The sequence below is a fragment of the Rhodohalobacter sp. 8-1 genome, from assembly GCF_038150125.1.
Taxonomy (GTDB): Bacteria; Bacteroidota; Rhodothermia; order Balneolales; family Balneolaceae; genus SW132.
In genome coordinates, this window is the sequence record NZ_JBBVMF010000019.1 from 43,683 (window position 1) to 63,199 (window position 19,517).

Genomic DNA, 19,517 nt, shown 5'->3' on the forward strand with positions numbered 1-19,517 from the left:
TCCGAACGGCTTGATTTGGTTTTTTCAATACTCTTAAAGAGTAAGATTGTTGGTTCAGGGTGCAAGGCGCAAGGTTCAGGGCTCCGAACCCAGGACCTCCAAGCGTGAGAACGGAGTGAGCTCCTTGAAGCGTCCGGTTCATGGTACATATCTCACATTTCGACATCTCAAATCTCAAAAAATTGGGAGATCCCGGATCATCTGCAGAATTCCTAAGGAAATGTCCAGGTTGGCATGTTGTCCAAATCTGCGACACTTGCTCATTTCTCAATACTCATGACTCAATACTCCCGACTCACTACTCATGACTCTTAAAAACCCGCAACTCTTCAAGGAGCTCTCTCCGTTCGCACGCTTGCAGGTTGCTCATGACTCACGACTCAATACTCAAATCTCCATCTACCTTCTCCCACACACCCATCAACAAAATAATCAACATGAGACTAACGCCCAGGCCCCAAATTACGACAGTGGCCAGGTCATTCCAGAACTCATTCGTACCGATGACAACCAGCGGAATTAGTCCGCCGATGGTGGTCAGGGATGTGATAATGACGGCGCGCATTTTATTGCGGTAGACCTGTACCCAGCTTCTGAGGCCGTGGATACCGCGCGACCGGCAGCGCTGTTTTTCGTGGATCAGCAAAATAGAGTTGTTCACCACCACACCCACAGTGAGCAGTGTTCCGGCTATGGCGCCCTGGTCAAAGTTGATGTCGTGGTAGAGCGCACCGGCCATCACCCCGAGAAAGCTGAGGGGAATGGCAAGCAGGACCACAAGCGGATCGCCCCAGCTCTCGAGTAGTGCGGACACGATCATCCACACGCTCAGAATGGTCAAAAACAGGAGCAGCAGATAGTTCTGGACCTGTTCATCCTGCCCCCAGGTGAAAAATCCGCCGCCAAATTCAATAGATGCGCCAACCGGTACGGGTACTTCATCAAGAACCGACTCGATATAGTTTGTAGCCAGGCGCGGCGGCCCCAGGAAGTCGACCGAAACGGTCCGCTGGTAGGATTGATCCTCGCGTATGATCTGGGACAGTGTCTTCTCGCGGGTGAGGTCAGCGATGTCCTCCATGGTAAAAAAGGTGCCGTCACTTCGGCGCGATCGGTTCAGAAAATCTTCTTCATAATTGGTTTGAACCTGGCCCAGCCCCATCAGGTAGAACCGCTCGCCGTTCATATCCACCCGGCTCCGAATGTTGGTAGGGTTGGCATCAAGCTGGATGGCATCCAAAACCGCCCGGCGATCGAGCTCTTTGAGCGAGAGCTTTTCATCATCCAGGCTCAGCACATACTGAAACATATCGCTGCTTCTCCACCCGGCATTGTGAATATCTACCTCCTGAACGCGCGGATTCCGCTTCATACGGGCGGCGATATCTTCGGCCAGCAGCAGCAGTTCATCATAAGAGAACCCGCGCAGACTAATTCTACGGCCCGATGAGCTCCCGCCAAACCCGGTACTGAATCCATCACCAAGCCCTCCTACCGAAATTCCTGAGTTACCAATTTTAGTGGCCAAGAAGATGGCTTCCCCATAGAAATTGTATGGTTCCGTTTCGAACAGATACTCATCCTTGATGTAAAACCGTAACTGGGCACCTGAGTACTCTGAGACCGTGGTTTCATAATAATCGAACGCATGGGCATAAGGAAGTACAGTCTGCTCAAAACTCCGGGCCATCTTGTTGATCTCCTCCATCGGCGTGCCCTGCGGCGTTCGGATGCTCACGTAAATACTCTGCTGCTCGCCACGTCCCCACGGCGTGCCAAAGTAAGTTTCGTTGAAAAACTTGTAGGTAAGCCCGCCAATCAAGGGATCAATATCGCTGCGGTTATCGAAATATGCCTGGGTGAATTCAGGCCACGAGATATCTTCCCAGTCCGGCTCCTCGATGGCAAAGAGCGGAATTCCAAATGCAGCGATCAGAATTATATACAACACGTGTCTAGCGCGATTGCGATAGTAAAAGAGGCGAACCAGCATACGATTCAGGGCCCGGCTGAGACGTTTCTTGAGCTTTTTTTCAGATTTCATCTGGTCAGACGGCACCAGCCAGATGAGTGAATAGGGAATCCACGTAAGGGCCACGATGACGGAAGAGACGAGTGTGAACGTAAGTGCAACGGCCAGCGGAACAAGGAAAAGCTGCAGCTCTTCCATCGCAAAAAAGAGAGGGATGAAAATACCAACGGTAGTAAGCGTGCTTCCAAACACCGGTACAAATGTGTTCGGCAGCTCTTGCTTGATGTAGTCAAGACGGTCGCTTCGGTTTGATGGGAGCTTAGGGTTGATCTGTTCAAACACAACCACGGCGTTGTCGATAATCATCCCGAGCGCTACAGTGAGGCCGGCGAGCGTGAGTACGTTAAGAGTAAAGTTCATGAAGAAGAGCACGCCCACGCTCATCATGATAGAGAAAACCACGCTTCCGAGAATCACAAATGGTGCCCGCAGACGGCGAATAAACAGAAGCAGAATCACAAAGACTGAGAGAAGGCTGAAAAACGACTGGTACTGCAGGTCGCCAAACTGGCGGCGAAGATCTTCGGTGGAGTCGCGCTCAAGCTGAAGCCTCACATCGCCGGGAAGCAGGTTTTGGATTGCCTCCATTTCGGTGCGGATTTGCTCGCCGAGACGAATAGCGTCGGACCCGCTTTCACGTACAAAGGTCATGCTGAGAGCGGGATTTCCGTTCAGTCGCTTCAGGCTTTTGACCGGGTAATCCTCGATGGTAACATCCGCCAGCTCATCGAGCCGAACCTGACGATTGCTTTCGGGAAGACCAATACGCATCGCTCGAATATCCTCAACTGACTCAAAGGAGGGTGGAATCAGCATGCTCACCCGCGAGCCGCTTCGCTCAATAAAGCCGCTTGACTGCCAGTTCAGTTTCTGGCTGATCTCCGTCAGAATCACGTTCGACTCCAAACGGTATCGTTCCAGGCTGTTGGAATTGAAGCGGACGGTGAGCGCCGGGTCTTCAGCTCCCTGAATTTCGATATCCGCCAGACCGGGAAACCCAAGCAGGCGGAGGCGAATTTGCTCTTCCGCTATCCTGTAAAGCTCTCGTTTGCTGCGATCCCCGCTGATGGAGTACCCCATGAACGTCTCCTGCTCCTGCAGCTCCTGGGGGATCGACCGGTTAATGCTTGGCCGACGGACCTGTGGCGGCATCTCGTCGGTGAGGCCGTAAAGATATTCCTGAAGCTCGAGAATCCGGTACTCCACCGGCGTCTCTTTTTCAAACGTAATTGTGACCCGAGACCGCCCCTCGGTCGACACGGAACGAATTCGATCCACGTTCCGAAGCCGTGTTGCCACCGACTCTACGCGCCGCGTCACCTCCTGCTCCATCACCTCCGGGCTGGTCGTGCCCCAGCTGTAGCTCACCGTCACCGACGGCAGCCGCAGATCGGGCGCCATCTCAAGCGGAATATTCATCCACGCCACAATCCCCACAATGGCAATGGCCATGTAGCTAAGGGAGATGAGATATTTTCGGCGGAAGATTTCTTTCATAAAACAAGTGAAAGGTGAAAAGGGAAAAGTGAGAAGTTATCTGGAGGATAGCATTGTTGATAGCATGGCAAATATTTCGTTTGCTTACTGTTTACTTTTTGGGGACTGGATACTACTCCCCCTTAAAAAAGGGGGACTGAGGGGGATGTTCATCTGTCGCTCAAATTAAACCCTGTATCCATGATCGGTTTCATAAATAATTAGTTAAATATTCGAATTATTGTTTATAAATCAGAGCTAAACTACATAAACACCCCTCTGTGTCTCCCCTTGTTAGGGGAGAGTTATAATTCATCTCGATAATACCCTTTAGATTCTTCTAAATTTCGTATCCATCCTTCGATTGCCATCAATACATTACCCATATCTTTCTTTACTTCTAAATCATCAAATCTGAGTACAGTGAGACCAATTGATTCCAGCCAATCTTGTCGAAGCATATCGTTCTCAAAGATTTTTTCATCATGTGAATCACCATCAATTTCGATCACGAGCCTCAGCTTATTAGAAAAGAAGTCAACAATATACTCTCCAATTGGCTTTTGCCTTAAAAATCTATATCCCAGCATTTTACTGTTTTTCAACTCTTCCCATAGTAAAATCTCAGAAAGTGTTGAGTTGTTTCTCAACTTTCTGGCTAATGGGATTAGTTTTGGGTTATAATAGATTTTCATTATTCGTGAATTATAATCCCCCCTTAAAAAAGGGGGACTGATGGGGATGTTCATCCGTCGCTTAATTCAAGCCAGCATTTACATAGTTGGTTTTATCATTTAAAATTCTTTATTCGAAAACATATTTCTGATTCGATGCTAAACTCACAAAACACCCCTCTCAGTCTCCCCTTAGTAGGGGAGAGTTCTTGTCACTGCAAAATTCATCAATCAATGCCGGATTCCCTAACAATCTCCCCTGCCATCCTTGGCCTCACTTTCTGCAGGTGACTGATTGCAAAATGTCGGTCTACGGCAAGGGTGTCACCGGGGCTGATGTCTTCGCTGTTGAGGATCGCCCAGTCGGAGGTTTCGATTTCGGGTTCAACATAGACCCACTCGACGGTGTCGCCGTTAAGTTTGAAAACCAGGGTCCGGCCGCCGTCGCGTTCGAGGATCGCTGAACGCGGTACACGAGCAATACCTGAATGCGATTCGATCTGGATTCGGCCCTCCACGGTCATGCCCGGACGAAAACTTCGATCACCATTCTCCACTTCAACGACCACTTTTCCTGTTTTAGATTCTGAATCCACCACCGGGCTGATCGCTCTGACAAAACCAGTTTTCCTTGCGCCGGATTGAGACACCAGTTCGGCCGCCATCCCCTCTTCAAGGCGCAGCAATTCCGATTCCAGAACGTCCAGCCGGACCAACACTGTACTGTCGTCAATCAGCCGCCCCACTTCATTTCCGGCCTGAAGGTAGGCGCCAATCGAAATGCGTTCCGGCACGGACAAGTGCCCCGCAAACGGTGCGGTAACCCTTGTGTATGACAAGTCAAGCTGAGCCCTGTTCAGGGCCGTTTCTGCTGCAGCGAGTCCGGTCGTGATACGAACCATCCGGTCACCATCCATCTTGTCGGCATTGCTGACATCATCACTTCCGCCATTTCGGGACTGCCGCTGACCGCTTTCAATATTATAGGCCGCGAGAGCCGACTCATATTCATTTTGTGCCTCCTCAAGCTGGTACTGCCACTCCTGATCATCAAACTGAAGCAGCAGATCTCCCTGCTGAACCCGGGCGCCGTCTTCCAGCGTGGTTGCCTCCACAAACCCGCTGATCCTCGGACGAATGATAATCTCCCGGCTCGCCTCCACCACGCCCTGGCTTTCGATGTAGACATTCAGGTCGCGGTCATCCGCCATCGAAAAAATCACCTCCGGCAAAATTTCCACATCATCACTCACCTCAGGAGTTTCGGGTTCTTCCTCGGATGAGCAGGCGGGGAGTGATAGCACAACGATGGAAAGAATAACAAGGAAACTTCGCTGAAAATTTAGACACATCATTTTATCTTTAATTCTCATGCAGACCGCCTTCACATCAAACACACCCCTAAATCCCCTCTCGAGAGGGGACTTTTTAATCATAGTCTTCAAGTATCTCAAAATCATAACTGGTATGTGTTAAATTTTACTTTTCACTTTTCACCTCTACCATCTCGGAACTACGATCCTTCTCCACCTTCCCAAAAATCACCGGGATTATATATAGCGTCAGAATCGTACTAGTCACCATCCCGCCCATCAGTGCAACGGCCAGTGATTGCCGAAATGCATAGCCTTCACCAAACGGAATGAGCATCGGTACGAGTCCTAATATCGTCGTTACACTCGTCATAACCACGGGACGAAATCGGTGTTTGCCCGCCATTTCAATCGCTTTCTGCAGGTTTCCTGTATCAGCGAGGTAGCGGCGCATAAAATCTACTTTCAGGATGGAGTCATTCACGGCAATCCCGGTTAAAATCAATATTCCCATAAACGACATCGCGTTCAGGCTGCTTCCGGTGAGGTAAATGGCCAGCAGCGACCCAACCCACGCAAACGGAACGGCCACGATGATGATCATCGGGTATTTGAGATTTTCAAACTGGATGGCGAGGATGATATAGATCAACAAGATGCTGAGAGCCAGCAGCAGTCCCATGTCGGTCATCAGATTTTGGACCATCAGTGCGTTACCGGCAATCTGAACTTCCACGCCGGTCTGTCTCATAAAATTGTTGACCGTCTCCTCGGTCTGAGACCTGTTCCACCACCAATCGCTCAACTCCCAGTCTGCCACATAACTCAATACCGGGGTCTGATCTATGCGCTCAAGCTGCTCCGGCTCTTTGGCCCTGCTAATTTCAGCGAGGTAGCTCAGCGGTATTTCACGGTTTGCGAGCCGAAGCGAAATTTCTTCCGGATTGTAGATTTGCTGCTGATCGCCCAGCAACCGGATACCAATTCGTTCATCCTGACGGTTCCAGTCCGTCACAAAACTTCCGCGTGTGACTGATTCAAGATAGCGAACCACCTCCTGTTCACTGATACCAAGCTGCAGCATCCGGTCAGACCGGAATCTTATGTTCCAGGTATCAACCTCCTGCTCGTACTGTTTTTGGAGTGATACATCGAGGCCGGCATTTGTCAATGCATCCTGAAGTTCGGCTGAATAAAGTTCATTGATGTCACGGTCCATGCCAATTAACCGGAAAAGAATTGGCGGCTGATCGGCACCGATGAGCGCACTCCAGCTCTGATTGTCAGATACAGGGTACACGCTCCATCCCGCGAAATCCGCGCTAAATGCATCTATCTCAGCTTCCACCCGGTCGGCCTCATTATAACCCGACACCGGAATAACCACCCTAAATTTATTGAGACCTTCCCGCGCAAGGTTGGCGAGGTTTGTTTGATCGGTAAAACCGCCCGACATCTGAATATTGCCCTGCCCCAGGTTGGCCCGCTGAAGCCGCTGTCTCAGCGCATTGGCCGCCTCCTGCGTGGATGGCAGCGATGTATTACCGGGGAGCTGTACACGATAGCTCACCGCCGTTGGCTCATCTTCCGGGAGCATCGTTTTGGACACCATCAAAAATGAAAACACCGAGCCCACAACGAGGAATCCAGCCAGAAGAAGTATCCAAATCGGCCGTTTCAGTACCGATTGCAGACTTATCTCATATCGCTCCAGCAAGTTGTCGAAAAACTTTCGCGTATTAAGCTGACCACTTTCATCCGGCGAATCTTTGGCTTTTTTCTTGCGCCGTTCAAGAATCTGTACCACCAGAACCGGTAAAATGATCAGCGCCACAAAGAGGGATGCCAGCAGGCTTATGGAGAGCGTATAGGCCTGATCCTGAAAAAAGGCTCCTTCGAATCCACCAAGGAAAATGAGCGGCAGGAATACAGAGATGGTTGTGAATGTTGATGCCGTCACCGCAAGGGCAATCTCTTTGGTCCCAACTGCCGCAGCCCGTTTCACCGATGGCGCGGCCGGCATATGTCGGTTGATGTTTTCGAGCACCACAATTGCGTTATCGAGCAGCAGGCCGATACCGAGCGTGAGTCCGCTCAGCGATACGATATTGAGCTGAATGCCGGAACCGTACATCACAAAAAAGGTAAGAAAGATAGAAACCGGAATGGCCACACCTATTGTAAACGGTGTTCGGATATCATTCAAAAACAGGAAGAGCACGATAAAAGCCAGCACGCCCCCAATTAAAAGCGTCTGAAGCAGGTTACTGATCGCCTTTCGGATAAAGGTGGCGTCCTCGCGGATCACTTCAATGGCAATATTGGGATGTAGTTCGCGCATCTCATCAAGCAGTGGAGTCAGCGTATCGAACACTTCTACCGTGTTGCTTCCAAACTCTTTCTTAACCAGGAGATTAAGAACCCGTTCACCACCGAGCATCGCAAATGATGAGGGATCGGTCTCACCAAGTTCAATCTGTGCGACATCACTGAGAAGCAGCACCTTGCCATCTCCCAGCTTTTTGAGGGGAACCGTATCGAGATCCTGTAGTTCATCAATCCGGCTCTGTATTTTCATGGAGTAGCGGTACCATCCATCGCGAAGCTCACCGCTTGTGGCAAAGAGGTTGGCCTGCTGAATAAGACTCTGAATTTCACCCAATGTCAGATCAAACCGGTCGATTTCACGGGGTAGATAGCGGATCTGAACTTCGGGCTCCACCGCCCCCACCGGCACAACCTGCGCAATGCCCTCGGCCTGCTCGAGGCGCCGCGAAAGCACCTGCTCGGCCCAGCGTTTGAGCGATAGCCGGGTGTCAAATTCGTTATTTGGACGATCTTTTGAGGTGATGGCGAGCACGGCTATAGGTTCATCAGCCGTGGTATTGAAGATGAGCTGCGGACGGTCAGCCTGTTCCGGCAGCGAATATTGTGCTTGGTCCAGTTTTTCCCGGACATTCAAAAACGCGAGGTCCATGTTATGACCCCATTGAAAATTGAGGTAGATCACGCTCTGCCCCTGGCGCGCAAATCCCTGCACCTGGTCAATTCCGGGAATGGTGCTTAAAACAGCCTCCAGGCGCTCATTGAGGCGGGTTTCCACTTCACGTGGCGAGGCACCCTGCCAGTCCGTCCGGACTACAAGATTGGGAGAGTCCACATCCGGCAGCAGATCTACTGAGAGTTCACTAAGTGCCAGGCTGCCAAAAATAAAAGCCGCAAGAATCAGGATAATTGCGGTTATTGGGCGATTTAATAGCACAAGATCAGGGTCAGCCAGTTAGGGTTGCACGATAAATTTAAAAACTGATGAACTTACTATGTTCAATGTATCTTGATGAAGATGAACGAATCATTACTACGATTATAGTTTACTATTTTATTACGTGCAACTATTTATTTAAAAAATGATATTGGCTTAGACGTGCATTCGAACTACGTAAATCGAAGCTGCCGCTTCGATTGCTTTGAGACGGGCAATTCATTCCTGAAGTAAAGATTCTTTTGATATCCAATGAAAACGGTCTTAGGCTTTTGCAGGGAAGCTACTATTGCAAAAGTCGAGAGGCCCCAAAGCTCGATTAGATAACGACTTTTTTACTCACAAATTCAGTAATCAGACTGTGTATTCTATTAAATCCAACTGATCAATAAAACAAAAATCTTTTCGGTTTTTCGTTAATAAAGGGATGTCGAGAATAAGTGCCGTAGAAGCAATTAACATTCCGGAATCAGAACCCCTTGACTTAATCGATAGTGTTTAAACAGGTCAACAGCTTTTTCTGAACCGGTTTTGCTCAATTGAATAATTTCAAAATTGAACAAGAATTTTTGAAGGGACTTAAAATCGGCCTTGTTTTCACATCCAACCATTAGTTCAAGTTGAGTTATTACACTTATTGCAAGTGTATACTCAAGCTCCAGATTTTTCAAGAGTTCTTTCGTTTTTTCAATTCCCCGACTGTAATCAATAAGAACACCCGTGTCGATAAATAATAATCTGTCAGGCATGTTTATGGAATAGACTACTGGGATTTACGAACCTTTCTGACCCACTCAGTACTATCCTCCATATCCTCCCGGTCTTTCCACATACCAAAAAAAGAACTCTCTAAATTACTTTTCTTCGATGATTTTTTCCCACCCTCTACATATCGCTCATAAAGAAAATCCACAAAATCCCGGGCTTGCTGTTTAGCATCAGGAGGTAACTTTTCAATCTTTTCCGAAACCTTTGACTCATTCATAGTATTAATTTTTGACTGCAATCTAATAAATCAAAAATTAGAAAAAATTATTCAGATTCTTTGAGCCAAAATTAATCTTCATCTTGAGTGTCCCCCGGCTACAATCCATTACCATGCCTCTCGAACGGGGACATTTGACCTACTTTACCAACAGCATTTTCCTCGTCTCAGTGAAACCTTCGGCCTGCATGCGATAAATATAGATGCCGCTTGAAAGATGTCCGGCCTGAAAAGCGGCAGTATGCTGGCCGGATTGAATGCGTTCGTTCACCAGCAGAGCAACCCGCTGTCCAAGCATGTTGAATATTTCGATTCTCACATCGGATGCTCTCGGCAGCGAATAGCTTATCACCGTGGTTGGGTTGAACGGATTGGGATAGTTTTGATTCAGCTCAACCGTTTTGGGAATACTGGTTTCATCTTTATTCGATACGCTTGTATTTTGAGTGATATCGAAATAGTTCACGCTAAAGAGCCATCCATCAGGATCTGAATCAGAATCAGCCTCTATCCGCAGGATATGATCTCCCTCTTCGAGATAAACATCTTCCACCGGGATCGGCGTCCAGTTCTGCCAGCCACCTGTATTGGTCACATCCCTCCTGCAGCCGATGTCTTCATTATCAACCAGGAGTTTAAAATTCCCAAAGCCCGGTACCGTAGCTATGTATGGTGTGATATCAAACTCGCCTGCAGTTTCAACATTAAATGTATACTCAATCCACTCGCCGGCGGTAATCCAATACACATCGTAGCCGCCACCGGCTGATGCTTCAATGTCAACGCCCTCATCAATCCGAAATAACTGACCGATATTCTGCTCCTCCCTGTCGTGGTAAGCAACGCCTTCGCCACCCTTATCATAATATTCGGCCTCAATTCGTCCCGGCACTTGTACAGGTTCATCAAAATAGGGCGTTCCGCTTCCGAGCGCTGTAATTTTTACGCTATCCTGCGCCGAAATATCCAGGTTATTTGTTACCGTCAGGTATACCCAATATGTGCCCGGCTCCTCAAATGTATAAGTTGTATCGGTCTGAATGCTTGATGCTTCTCCTGCGATATCCCAGCTAAAGTCAAGCGAGCCACCTGCCCCATCGAAGCTCTGATTCCCCTCGAGATTGACGGTCAGCGGTGCCTTTCCGGATGTTTTATCGGCAATCAAAATTGCGACAGGTTCGTCCTGGTTGCCTGTCGACGGTCCCTCCGACACCAGCTCCCATGCCGGGACCGTCAGGGTATATCCATCAGAAAACACAACATCCATTTGCATGGAGCCGGGATTGAAGGCTGCATACGTTTTTTCACCTGCATCATTCCTGAAGACAGAATAGGTAGGAATATTCGCGTAGGTTGATGTATCCCTTACGCCCATTTTTTTCATGTTCTGAAGCCAGTGGAGTGTATGGGCTCTCGACTCTCCATCAAACGGTTCATAGTTGATGTCGGCAAAGTACAGCGATAGCGCCCGATCGGGGTCTGCCAGTGACAGGTATTCCCAAAGCACATCCTTCCATATCTCCGGCTGTCCACCGCGTTCCTGTACAATCTCGTCGTAATTTTCGATCACATAATCAGGGTGGCGGCCAAGATAGAGCGATCCGCTGTTCATGGGTAAGAAATTGATTCCGTGAATAAATTCAGGTGCACTGCCGAACCATGTGCTGTGCGCTCCTTTGCTTCCCCACACAATTCCCAGGGCAACATGCGGATACGATTCAGGATACACTTGGTTTTTCACATCCATCCAGTACTGCTCAATGGCTGTACGTTCATTTGAGTGCAGAAAAATACCCAAATCACGAATATCGGCCTGATCTGTCATCGAGCCCCATAGAAAAACAGCCGAGGCAAAATTCATCGATTCCGAGCTCGACTCCTGGTTGTTTCCGTCCCCGAACGCACCATGACCCGACGCCCATGAATGGCCTGCATATGCATCATGAGATCTCAAAAACGGAACCATCTCATCAGATCGGTCCCAGTTATTGCTATCTTTGATGAGCATGTTGATCATGCCGCCCCAGTTTTCCTGGCTGGCCCATTCGGGATCAAACTGCGCGATGATTGCGGCACTTCGAATGGCATAGCTCGAGTGAAAGTGGTGATCATTTATCTCTCTGTCCGCACCGAATCCAGACGGATAGCCCGTGAGCACATCCCACTCGTCATTGTACGAATACTCCTGTTCTCCACCAGCAGTCAACCAATCTTCAAGCCTGTTTTTCAATTTATCTAAAAAGTAATCGCGCTCCTGATCAGCCCCAAGCTGATCAGCAATGTTTACCAGCTGTGCAAACCGCCCCATCGCCTTACCGTTTTGGTAAGTCGGGCCGGGCCTCAGGTCTTCCTGCGCAACCTGCTGTACCTTATTCAGCAGATCGGCGTGGTTATAGTTGCCCTCATCCGGCAAAGACGGCAGGATCCCTGAAAACATCAGACCGGTTGAAAAGTGGTTACCCTGCAGTAGCTTCATCACACCTCTTGGGGATTGATACGTGTAATCTGTTACCGGCTGCTCAGCATACAGCCACTGGTGGCGATAGAGGGCGGTCAGTGTTTCGTTGACATTGCCATTCACGTCCTCCATCAGTTCAGTTTGATAGGTATAGCCGGTCGTGAGCTTCGAGGAATTTTCATTGTAGTCCCAGCTTACAAGACTGTTGGTCACAAAGGCGTATGCATGTGATCTGAAGAGTTCGAGCGTCTGAGGTGAATTATCAGGAAGCAGAGCCACGGACATATAATCTTTGCCATCAAGATTGGATTGAAGCGATCCGCTTTGCGTCCACTCAGATCCGTCAGGAGCAAAAATTCCGTAGTGTTTTCCGTCGATGGTAATCCCCAACACTTCTTCTTGCTGATACCAAACATTCAGAGAACCGTTGGGCGTAATTTCAGCATACCCCCCATCAATCCTGAAGTAGATAAATGGAAGGCCGTGCCCCAGTGTTGCCTCCATCGATCGGCCGCTTCCATCCCATTCAGCCGTCACGGTCCAGTCGCCATAGCTGTTGGTTAGCGTTTCCGGCACATTCAGTCCATCAACGCCAACGGTTAGCTGATGTGAAAACGGGTAGAGGTAGTCAGAACCGGCAAAGACATGATCGGTAGTATATCCTATTTGAAGTCCTGTATTTGTTGCTTTTGCGTTGATGGGATGAGCAAACAGCACACTCGAGTAAGGGTCCCCAAAAAAAGGGAAAATCAGGCTGCTCCAGAAATCATTGGTCTGAATAGGTTGGTCGAAATCAGCTGAAATTTTCGGAGATGCAGAGCTTCCATCAGACCGCTGAGGCCCTACTACACCCGGAGGCAATGATAAGCTATAGCTGCCCTGGCCCACTGATACTGACTGTGCCTTCAACTTGCCAGGCATATAAATACAATTGAAAAACCCAACAATGACCAGCACTATTAATGGTAATTGTAAGTTGGGAATTAGGTTAAAGTGGCAATCGGTACGGTAGTTCATAGAAAGTTTTCTACTTGTGAATGGTAGCTTTAACGACCGCACAATAGTTAAAATATGCAAGGAACCATATTTTCGGTATGTTACTCCCGAACGTGTTGCTAAGTCTATCAACCACCAATGTTTATTTTTTTATCCGATGACGCCCCGACAATTGATCTGCTTTTTTATCACGATTCTCATAGCTGCATCTACCGCATCGGCCCAGGTTCTCCAGCGCTACGAGTTCGAATCGCAGCATATGGGAACTACTTTTCAAATTATCTTATATGCCGAAAATAATTCTCTTGCAGAAGCAGCATCTGATAACGCCTTTAAAACTGTTGAAGAACTGAATTCAATTTTAAGCGACTACCTGCCCAGCAGCGAATTGAGCCAGCTATCCCAAACGGCTGGATCAGGCAACGCAGTCAAGGTTAGCCCGCCTCTTTTTGATCTTTTGATGCAGTCGAAACGGATCTCCGAAGAAACCAACGGTTGGTTTGATATTACCATCGGACCCTACACGCACATCTGGCGAGGCTTAAATCGTATGTCGGAGCCGGAACTTCCGTCAGATAAAGAACTTTCCGAGGCGGCATCGCATGTAGGCTATAAAAAGATTGTGCTTGATGAGGCTCGCCGAACAGCTGAACTCAAGACTAAAGGAATGCGTCTCGATCCCGGCGGTATTGGAAAAGGATTTGCTTCAGACAGGGCACTTAAAACGCTTCAGGAGTCCGGCATCACTCAAGCTTTAATAAATGCCGGTGGCGACATCTCAGCTGGTGATCCGCCTCCTGGAAAAGAGGGCTGGTCAATTGCCGTACCTGTTCGCTTTGATGAGGACTCTGTACGATATGAGGAGCTGATCATTTCAAACAGGGCCGTAAACACATCCGGAAGCCTGTATCAATCCGTGGAGATTGATGGCAAGTCTTACTCTCATATCATCAATCCAAAAACCGGCCTTGGCCATACCCATCAGGTTCAGGTAACGACCATTTCCCTCGATGGCGCCGCTGCAGACGCCTTCGCCACCGCCCTTAGCGTGATGCCGTCAGCAGACGCACAAGAACTTGTTGAAAGCAAAGCTGATATTGAAGCAGTTATATTTTGGTTAAATGATGATGGTACAATAGTAAGGTGGATATCTTCCGGGTATGATGACTTTTTGAAACAGTAATTTCCTTCCATCCAGCGGAGGAGAGATTTTTAACTCACCTATCGGGAGGGGACCCATCGCTGACCTGCCTGCAGCAGACGCTTTGGAGACTGTCTCATCCAGTGGAGGAGAGGTTTTTTACTCCCCTCCGGCGGAGGGGACAGGAACTGAAGCGTTCAGCGATATTGCAGGGGTGGGTCTCCCGGCAAGGCGTTTTTACTCGGCTCCGCGTTTTAGACTCACCCTTAAATCAGCTTCTCCCGCTTTGTCACCCAATATTCAATCTCACTCAGAACAGATTCAATATCCTCCAGCACCTGTTTCTCCTCAAACCGAATCACCTTCACAACAAATGATTCAATCTGATTTTGTCGGCGAAGATCTTCTTCACTTTGTAACTCATGATAATTGCCGTCAAGCTCTATAACCAGCTTTAACTCTTTGCAGCAAAAATCTAAAATATAATTATCGATAGGTGTTTGACGGTCGAAATCGTACCCACAGATTTGTTTTCGTGACAAATATTTCCAAAGGTATTTTTCCGCAGGAGTGGCATTGTTTCGAAGTTCTCTTGTTTTTTCTACGAGGTCAGACCGGTATGGAATAATGTCAATTCCCCCCTTTCTCTTTCGTTTCTTCATCAATTTACTCTTGATTTGTTGGTAAAAACTCTCTCTCAAAGCGAACTTATTTAAAAAAAGCGAGAATATGAATATAGTAAGCCCGAGGGGCTTAGGGACCCACCTCTGAGCTCACGCTAAACGCTTTGAGCTCTGTCTCCTCCCAGGGAGGAGAGTTTCATAACTCCCCTCCCGCGGAGGGGACAGGTTGACAAAAGATCGCACCGCGAGACTTTTGGCGATCAGGGGTGGATCCCGTGGCTATGCGCAATCATCAGGCCCGAGACCCACCTCTGCCCCGTCGCTCCCCTGCCTGCGTCAGACGCTTTGGGGTTGTCTCCTCCCGAGAGGAGAGTTTTATTCAACGTCAAAATCATCCGTCTTCACATATGCGTCAATCAGTGCCAGTTCGCCTTCTTCCCCATCACCGGACGTTCCATGCTCCATTCCCACTATCCCATCGTACCCTTTTTGATGCAAAAACTTAAATATATTTTTGTAATTAATCTCTCCCGTCCATGGCTCATTTCGGCCGGGATTATCACCCAGCTGGAAATAAGGAATCTCATCCCATGCCCTGTCAATGTTCGGAATCAGGTTACCTTCTGTAATCTGCTGATGGTACACATCATACAAAATCTTACAGGACGGGCTGCCAACCGCCTTGCAAATCCGGTACGCCTGTGCCGTCCGCGTGAGAATCATTCCCGGGTGATTTTGCAACGTGTTAAGCGGCTCAATAACAATGGTGATATCGTGTGGTTCCAGAATCTCAGACGCACGTTTAAGAGCATCAATCACATTCAGCTCCTGGTAGTCCATCTCCAAACGCAGGTCTATGTGTCCCGGAACCACGGTCACCCATCTTGCGCCCACCCGCTTTGCAACATCCACCGATTCGCGAATCTCAGTCAAAAACTGATCCAGCTTCTCAGCGTCACCGGTGCTCAGGCTTGGTTCCCGCCAGTAAATCGTATGTGCCACAAATACGCCCATATCCATACCAGAATCCCGTAGCTGACGCCCGATACGCTCCTGCATCCGTACCGTTCGGCCTTTCAACCCGTTATCCTCCAGCCCCCTGAAGCCAACATCGGACATAAACTTCAGCTGATCGATCAGATCATCACCCGCATGAGCACGAAACATCCCAAAGTGGGGCGAATACTTAAGCTTGAAATCATGCGTCTGTAGCAGATCCCGTTTTCTCAACTTTTCAGTCCCGATATTTGAAAGACCGCTTCCGGTTGCAAACGCCGTTCCTGCCATTAGTCCCTGTTTTAAAAAATTACGTCTGTTCATGGTAGATATGTTGATTTGTGTTTTAATTAGTAAAGGACGTGGACCCCGTAGCATGGCAAAACACCCATTCCTCAAAAACCCACCTCTGAGCTCACGCTATACGCTTTGAGCTCTGTCTCCTCCGCCGGAGGAGAGGTTCATAACTCCCCTCCCGCGGCGGGGACCGATGGACAAAAGATCGCAACGCGAGACTTTTGGCAATCAGGGGGGGTCCCGTGGCTATTCGCAATCACCAGGCACAGGCCCCACCTCTGCCCCGTCGCTACCCTGCCTGCGGCAGACGCTTTAGTATCTGCCTCCTCCGACATTGGAGATATCTTTCCCTCCCCTCCATGCGCCGTGCTTTTCGGCGGAGGGAGGGGAGCCCGAGGGGTGGGTTACCCCATCTGCCCCGGCATCGGCACCGGATAGTTGCCGTTTTCATCGGGCTGAACGGGTGGCGTTGAGTCCCACGAGAGATTATCAGGCACCAGTACTTCCTCAGAATTCATAGCCTCATCCCAGTCTATAACCTGACCGGTGTAGGTTGCCATACGTCCCATAATTGCGGTGAGGGTACTTCTGGCTCCGATTTCTGTATCGCTGATCACGCCGCCGCTCCGAATAGAGGCAAAAAGTTCGTTATGCTCCTGCTGATACGGGTTTGTATCGTTGCTTCCATCGTGGTCATAAAGCACATTTCCGTGAAGAGAGGTAATAATTCCACGGTCACTTCCGTCGGTATGAATGGTTCCTTTAGTGCCCTGGAACACTTCATCCACGCGGCTCATCGTGTTGGGCTGATGACGGCACTGGCTTGCAATAACTGCTCCGCCCGGATAAGTAAACTCCACAAAATGGTGGTCATAGATCTGCCCGTGATCTTTCCCGGTTCGTACCTGACGGCCGCCCATTCCCTGTGCCGATTCCGGATACTCACCAATAAACCAATTTGCCACATCAATATTATGAATATGCTGCTCCAGGATATGATCCCCGCAGAGCCAGTTAAAATAATACCAGTTGCGCATCTGGTACTCCATCTCGGTTTGATCCGGCTCGCGTTCCCGCACCCAAACACCTCCGCTATTCCAGTACACCTGACCGGACTGAATTTTCCCGATCTGATTTCGATCAATTCTGTCAAAAACCTCCCGGTAGTTGTTCTGATAATGACGCTGCAGCCCGACTACTACGTTCAGGTTGTTGGCTTGTGCCCGGCGGCCCGCTTCCAGAACTTGTCGTACACCCGGCGCATCAGTTGCCACGGGTTTTTCCATAAACACATGCTTATTCTGATCAACAGCATATTCAAAGTGCTGCGGACGAAATCCCGGAGGCGTAGCAAGGATCACGACATCAGCAAGATCAATGGCGTGTCTGAATCCATCAAAGCCGGTAAACTTGTGCTCTTCGGGCACGTTCATCTGATTGGTGTCTCCGTACCGGCGCGATAAATTTGTGTATGATTCATCGAGTCGGTCACGAAATGCATCGGCCATGGCTACAAGCTGAACGCCGCTATCTGCCGTCAGTGCCTGGTTTACGGCCCCGGTTCCGCGGCCGCCACAACCCACAACCGCAAGTTTCAAAGTGTCATTTCCTGCCGCAAAAGCGCTGGCTCCAATCGGAAGCGAACTCATTAACAAACCTCCGCCTGCCGCAAAAGCCGCCGTTCTGCAAAAATCTTTTCGTGAGATATTTTTTTTACCTGGGTTGTCTTGATTGTCCATATGATCGTGGTTTGGGTTCGGTTTTGGTTTAATATCAAAAAATAGTAGCCCCCCTTATCAAAGGGGGATTAAGGGGGATGTTCATCCGGAGCTTATTTCAGGCTGTCAGTATATTTCAGGATACTGCATATTTTAAAATTTATTTTCAGTTCTAATTTCCAGCTATCACCAAAATTTCAATATACACCCCTCTGAATCTCCCCTTATTAGGGGAGAGTTTAAAAATCATCCATCTCTTCAATCCAGTACTCTTCAATGTCTTCTGGTGATGGAGGTTCTGCCGGCCTCACCAGGCGAAATCCGACAAACGGTGCACTTGTATGCCACCATAAACTTTTCGGGAATTGAGGGTCGAGCTGCTTCCATTTAGAGTCAGACCCCATCCGTTTTGCACAGCGCTGATCTGCCGGGTCATCCTGCCACGAACCGCCGCGAACTGCCCTTGGATAAAGTTCGGTTGATTTGAACCAGGGATTGTCTGCAGGCTCGCCATCAAGCCGTTTAAAATAATCTTCATTGTACTGATCCATCGTCCACTCCGACAAGTTACCCGCCATATCGTGCAGGCCAAACGGGTTCGGCTCTTTTGTGCCCACCTGGTTGTAGCTGCGATCGCTGTTTTCTCTGTGCCAGGCGTGATCGTCAATGTCTTCAGCCGAATTGCCAAAATAGTAGGCGGTTTCGGTTCCGCCGCGGCAGGCATATTCCCATTCGGCTTCGGTGGGCAGCCGGTAAAAGTTTCCGGTTTTTGCCGTTAGCCACTTGGCAAACATCACGGCGGCGTAATGCGTCATGCTAATAGCGGGATAACCATCGCGCCCCATTCCAAAGGTCATATCCACATACGGCTGAGTTGGCGTTGAAAGCGCGTCTGCCATTATTGAAATCTCTTTTTGGTCGGCTGAGGCGAGTTCTGTTTCAAGGTCGGCCATCACCTCGTTGGCAAAGAGATCAAATTGGTTCCAGGTGATTTCATACTTTCCCATCCAGAACGGATCGACCTGTACTCGCCGTTGGGGACCTTCATTCTCTGCCCGACCGGCTTCATCTCCCGGACTCCCCATCATAAATTCTCCGCCCGGAATGGCCACCATCTCAAGATCCTCCCCCGTTCCGGGAATCTCCATGGTGAAATCCTCAAAAGACTGACCGGCGAGAGTAAATCCCATCCATGTTAACCCTAACATACACAGTAAAATAAAAAGCGCTTCCGTTTTGTAGCGCGAAACAAATGTATCAAACATATTCATTTGGGAGACACAAGGTAGAATTATTCTGATTCAGAGCTCATCAGAATAAATAAAAACGTGGAGAATAGGAAGACGTGTGTTGGATTTAGTTCAATGTGACTAAACTTTTACAAACAGAGTTGTGAGTTTTGAGTGATAAATGATGAGTTTACTCACCATCCACCAAAAGCCCATCACTCCTGAGCAGGTAGCTGGACCCCTCACCAAAGAAAAGTGCCGGTAAAAAGGAAACAGCGGTTGTCTCCCCCTGGATGACACCTAAGCAGTCCTCCTCA

The 19,517-nt window shown here is 49.0% G+C and carries 12 protein-coding genes; 1 reads left to right on the plus strand and 11 read right to left on the minus strand.

Annotated elements, in window-relative coordinates; genetic code table 11:
• Positions 1-373: 373 nt before the first annotated feature.
• The 7 genes from AABW11_RS16105 to AABW11_RS16135 all read right to left on the minus strand — a co-directional run bounded on the left by AABW11_RS16105 (position 374) and on the right by AABW11_RS16135 (position 13,121).
• Positions 374-3,529, minus strand: a complete 3,156-nt coding sequence (locus tag AABW11_RS16105) for an efflux RND transporter permease subunit (RefSeq protein ID WP_340106159.1) — start codon at positions 3,527-3,529, stop codon at positions 374-376.
• 284 nt (positions 3,530-3,813) lie between these two features.
• Entirely contained in the window at positions 3,814-4,203 is a 390-nt protein-coding gene (locus tag AABW11_RS16110) for an endonuclease domain-containing protein (protein ID WP_445263791.1), read from the minus strand.
• A gap of 206 nt (positions 4,204-4,409) precedes the next feature.
• The gene (locus AABW11_RS16115; RefSeq protein ID WP_340106161.1) at positions 4,410-5,618 is read right to left on the minus strand and encodes an efflux RND transporter periplasmic adaptor subunit; all 1,209 of its coding nucleotides are present in this window, start codon (positions 5,616-5,618) and stop codon (positions 4,410-4,412) included.
• Positions 5,619-5,661: 43 nt separating this feature from the next.
• The gene (locus AABW11_RS16120; protein ID WP_340106162.1) at positions 5,662-8,757 is read right to left on the minus strand and encodes an efflux RND transporter permease subunit; all 3,096 of its coding nucleotides are present in this window, start codon (positions 8,755-8,757) and stop codon (positions 5,662-5,664) included.
• A 455-nt stretch (positions 8,758-9,212) separates the two neighbouring features.
• Positions 9,213-9,506: a PIN domain-containing protein gene (locus AABW11_RS16125; RefSeq protein WP_340106163.1), complete on the minus strand. Its 294-nt coding sequence runs from the start codon at positions 9,504-9,506 to the stop codon at positions 9,213-9,215.
• A 14-nt stretch (positions 9,507-9,520) separates the two neighbouring features.
• A complete protein-coding gene (locus AABW11_RS16130) occupies positions 9,521-9,742 on the minus strand; it encodes a DUF2281 domain-containing protein (RefSeq protein ID WP_340106164.1) in 222 nt (73 codons plus the stop codon).
• A gap of 139 nt (positions 9,743-9,881) precedes the next feature.
• On the minus strand, positions 9,882-13,121 hold the full coding sequence (locus AABW11_RS16135; protein WP_340106165.1) for a glycosyl hydrolase: 3,240 nt from the start codon (positions 13,119-13,121) through the stop codon (positions 9,882-9,884).
• A 232-nt stretch (positions 13,122-13,353) separates the two neighbouring features.
• On the opposite strand from AABW11_RS16135, the gene AABW11_RS16140 reads away from it, so the two are divergent.
• Positions 13,354-14,379, plus strand: a complete 1,026-nt coding sequence (locus tag AABW11_RS16140) for an FAD:protein FMN transferase (RefSeq protein WP_340106166.1) — start codon at positions 13,354-13,356, stop codon at positions 14,377-14,379.
• A gap of 224 nt (positions 14,380-14,603) precedes the next feature.
• On the opposite strand, the gene AABW11_RS16145 is transcribed toward AABW11_RS16140, so the two are convergent.
• From AABW11_RS16145 to AABW11_RS16160, 4 genes are all read right to left on the minus strand, one after another.
• Positions 14,604-14,999: an endonuclease domain-containing protein gene (locus tag AABW11_RS16145; protein WP_340106167.1), complete on the minus strand. Its 396-nt coding sequence runs from the start codon at positions 14,997-14,999 to the stop codon at positions 14,604-14,606.
• A gap of 336 nt (positions 15,000-15,335) precedes the next feature.
• The gene (locus tag AABW11_RS16150) at positions 15,336-16,280 is read right to left on the minus strand and encodes a hydroxypyruvate isomerase family protein (RefSeq protein WP_340106168.1); all 945 of its coding nucleotides are present in this window, start codon (positions 16,278-16,280) and stop codon (positions 15,336-15,338) included.
• Positions 16,281-16,657: 377 nt separating this feature from the next.
• Positions 16,658-17,992 (minus strand): Gfo/Idh/MocA family protein, encoded by a 1,335-nt coding sequence (locus AABW11_RS16155; RefSeq protein WP_340106169.1) that lies wholly within the window; start codon positions 17,990-17,992, stop codon positions 16,658-16,660.
• 218 nt (positions 17,993-18,210) lie between these two features.
• Positions 18,211-19,236 carry a formylglycine-generating enzyme family protein gene (locus tag AABW11_RS16160; RefSeq protein WP_340106170.1) on the minus strand — a complete coding sequence of 342 codons (1,026 nt, stop codon included), beginning with the start codon at positions 19,234-19,236 and terminating at the stop codon, positions 18,211-18,213.
• Positions 19,237-19,517: the final 281 nt, after the last annotated feature.

What these genes read in the sequence shown, in the direction of transcription:
- AABW11_RS16145 (WP_340106167.1), bottom strand. Translation starts at nt 14,999, where the DNA reads ATGAAGAAACGAAAGAGAAAGGGGGGAATTGACATTATTCCATACCGG.
- AABW11_RS16110 (WP_445263791.1), bottom strand. Translation starts at nt 4,203, where the DNA reads ATGAAAATCTATTATAACCCAAAACTAATCCCATTAGCCAGAAAGTTG.
- AABW11_RS16125 (WP_340106163.1), bottom strand. Translation starts at nt 9,506, where the DNA reads ATGCCTGACAGATTATTATTTATCGACACGGGTGTTCTTATTGATTAC.
- AABW11_RS16115 (WP_340106161.1), bottom strand. Translation starts at nt 5,618, where the DNA reads ATGATTAAAAAGTCCCCTCTCGAGAGGGGATTTAGGGGTGTGTTTGAT.
- AABW11_RS16140 (WP_340106166.1), top strand. Translation starts at nt 13,354, where the DNA reads ATGACGCCCCGACAATTGATCTGCTTTTTTATCACGATTCTCATAGCT.
- AABW11_RS16105 (WP_340106159.1), bottom strand. Translation starts at nt 3,529, where the DNA reads ATGAAAGAAATCTTCCGCCGAAAATATCTCATCTCCCTTAGCTACATG.
- AABW11_RS16135 (WP_340106165.1), bottom strand. Translation starts at nt 13,121, where the DNA reads ATGCCTGGCAAGTTGAAGGCACAGTCAGTATCAGTGGGCCAGGGCAGC.
- AABW11_RS16150 (WP_340106168.1), bottom strand. Translation starts at nt 16,280, where the DNA reads ATGAACAGACGTAATTTTTTAAAACAGGGACTAATGGCAGGAACGGCG.
- AABW11_RS16130 (WP_340106164.1), bottom strand. Translation starts at nt 9,742, where the DNA reads ATGAATGAGTCAAAGGTTTCGGAAAAGATTGAAAAGTTACCTCCTGAT.
- AABW11_RS16155 (WP_340106169.1), bottom strand. Translation starts at nt 17,992, where the DNA reads ATGGACAATCAAGACAACCCAGGTAAAAAAAATATCTCACGAAAAGAT.
- AABW11_RS16160 (WP_340106170.1), bottom strand. Translation starts at nt 19,236, where the DNA reads ATGTTTGATACATTTGTTTCGCGCTACAAAACGGAAGCGCTTTTTATT.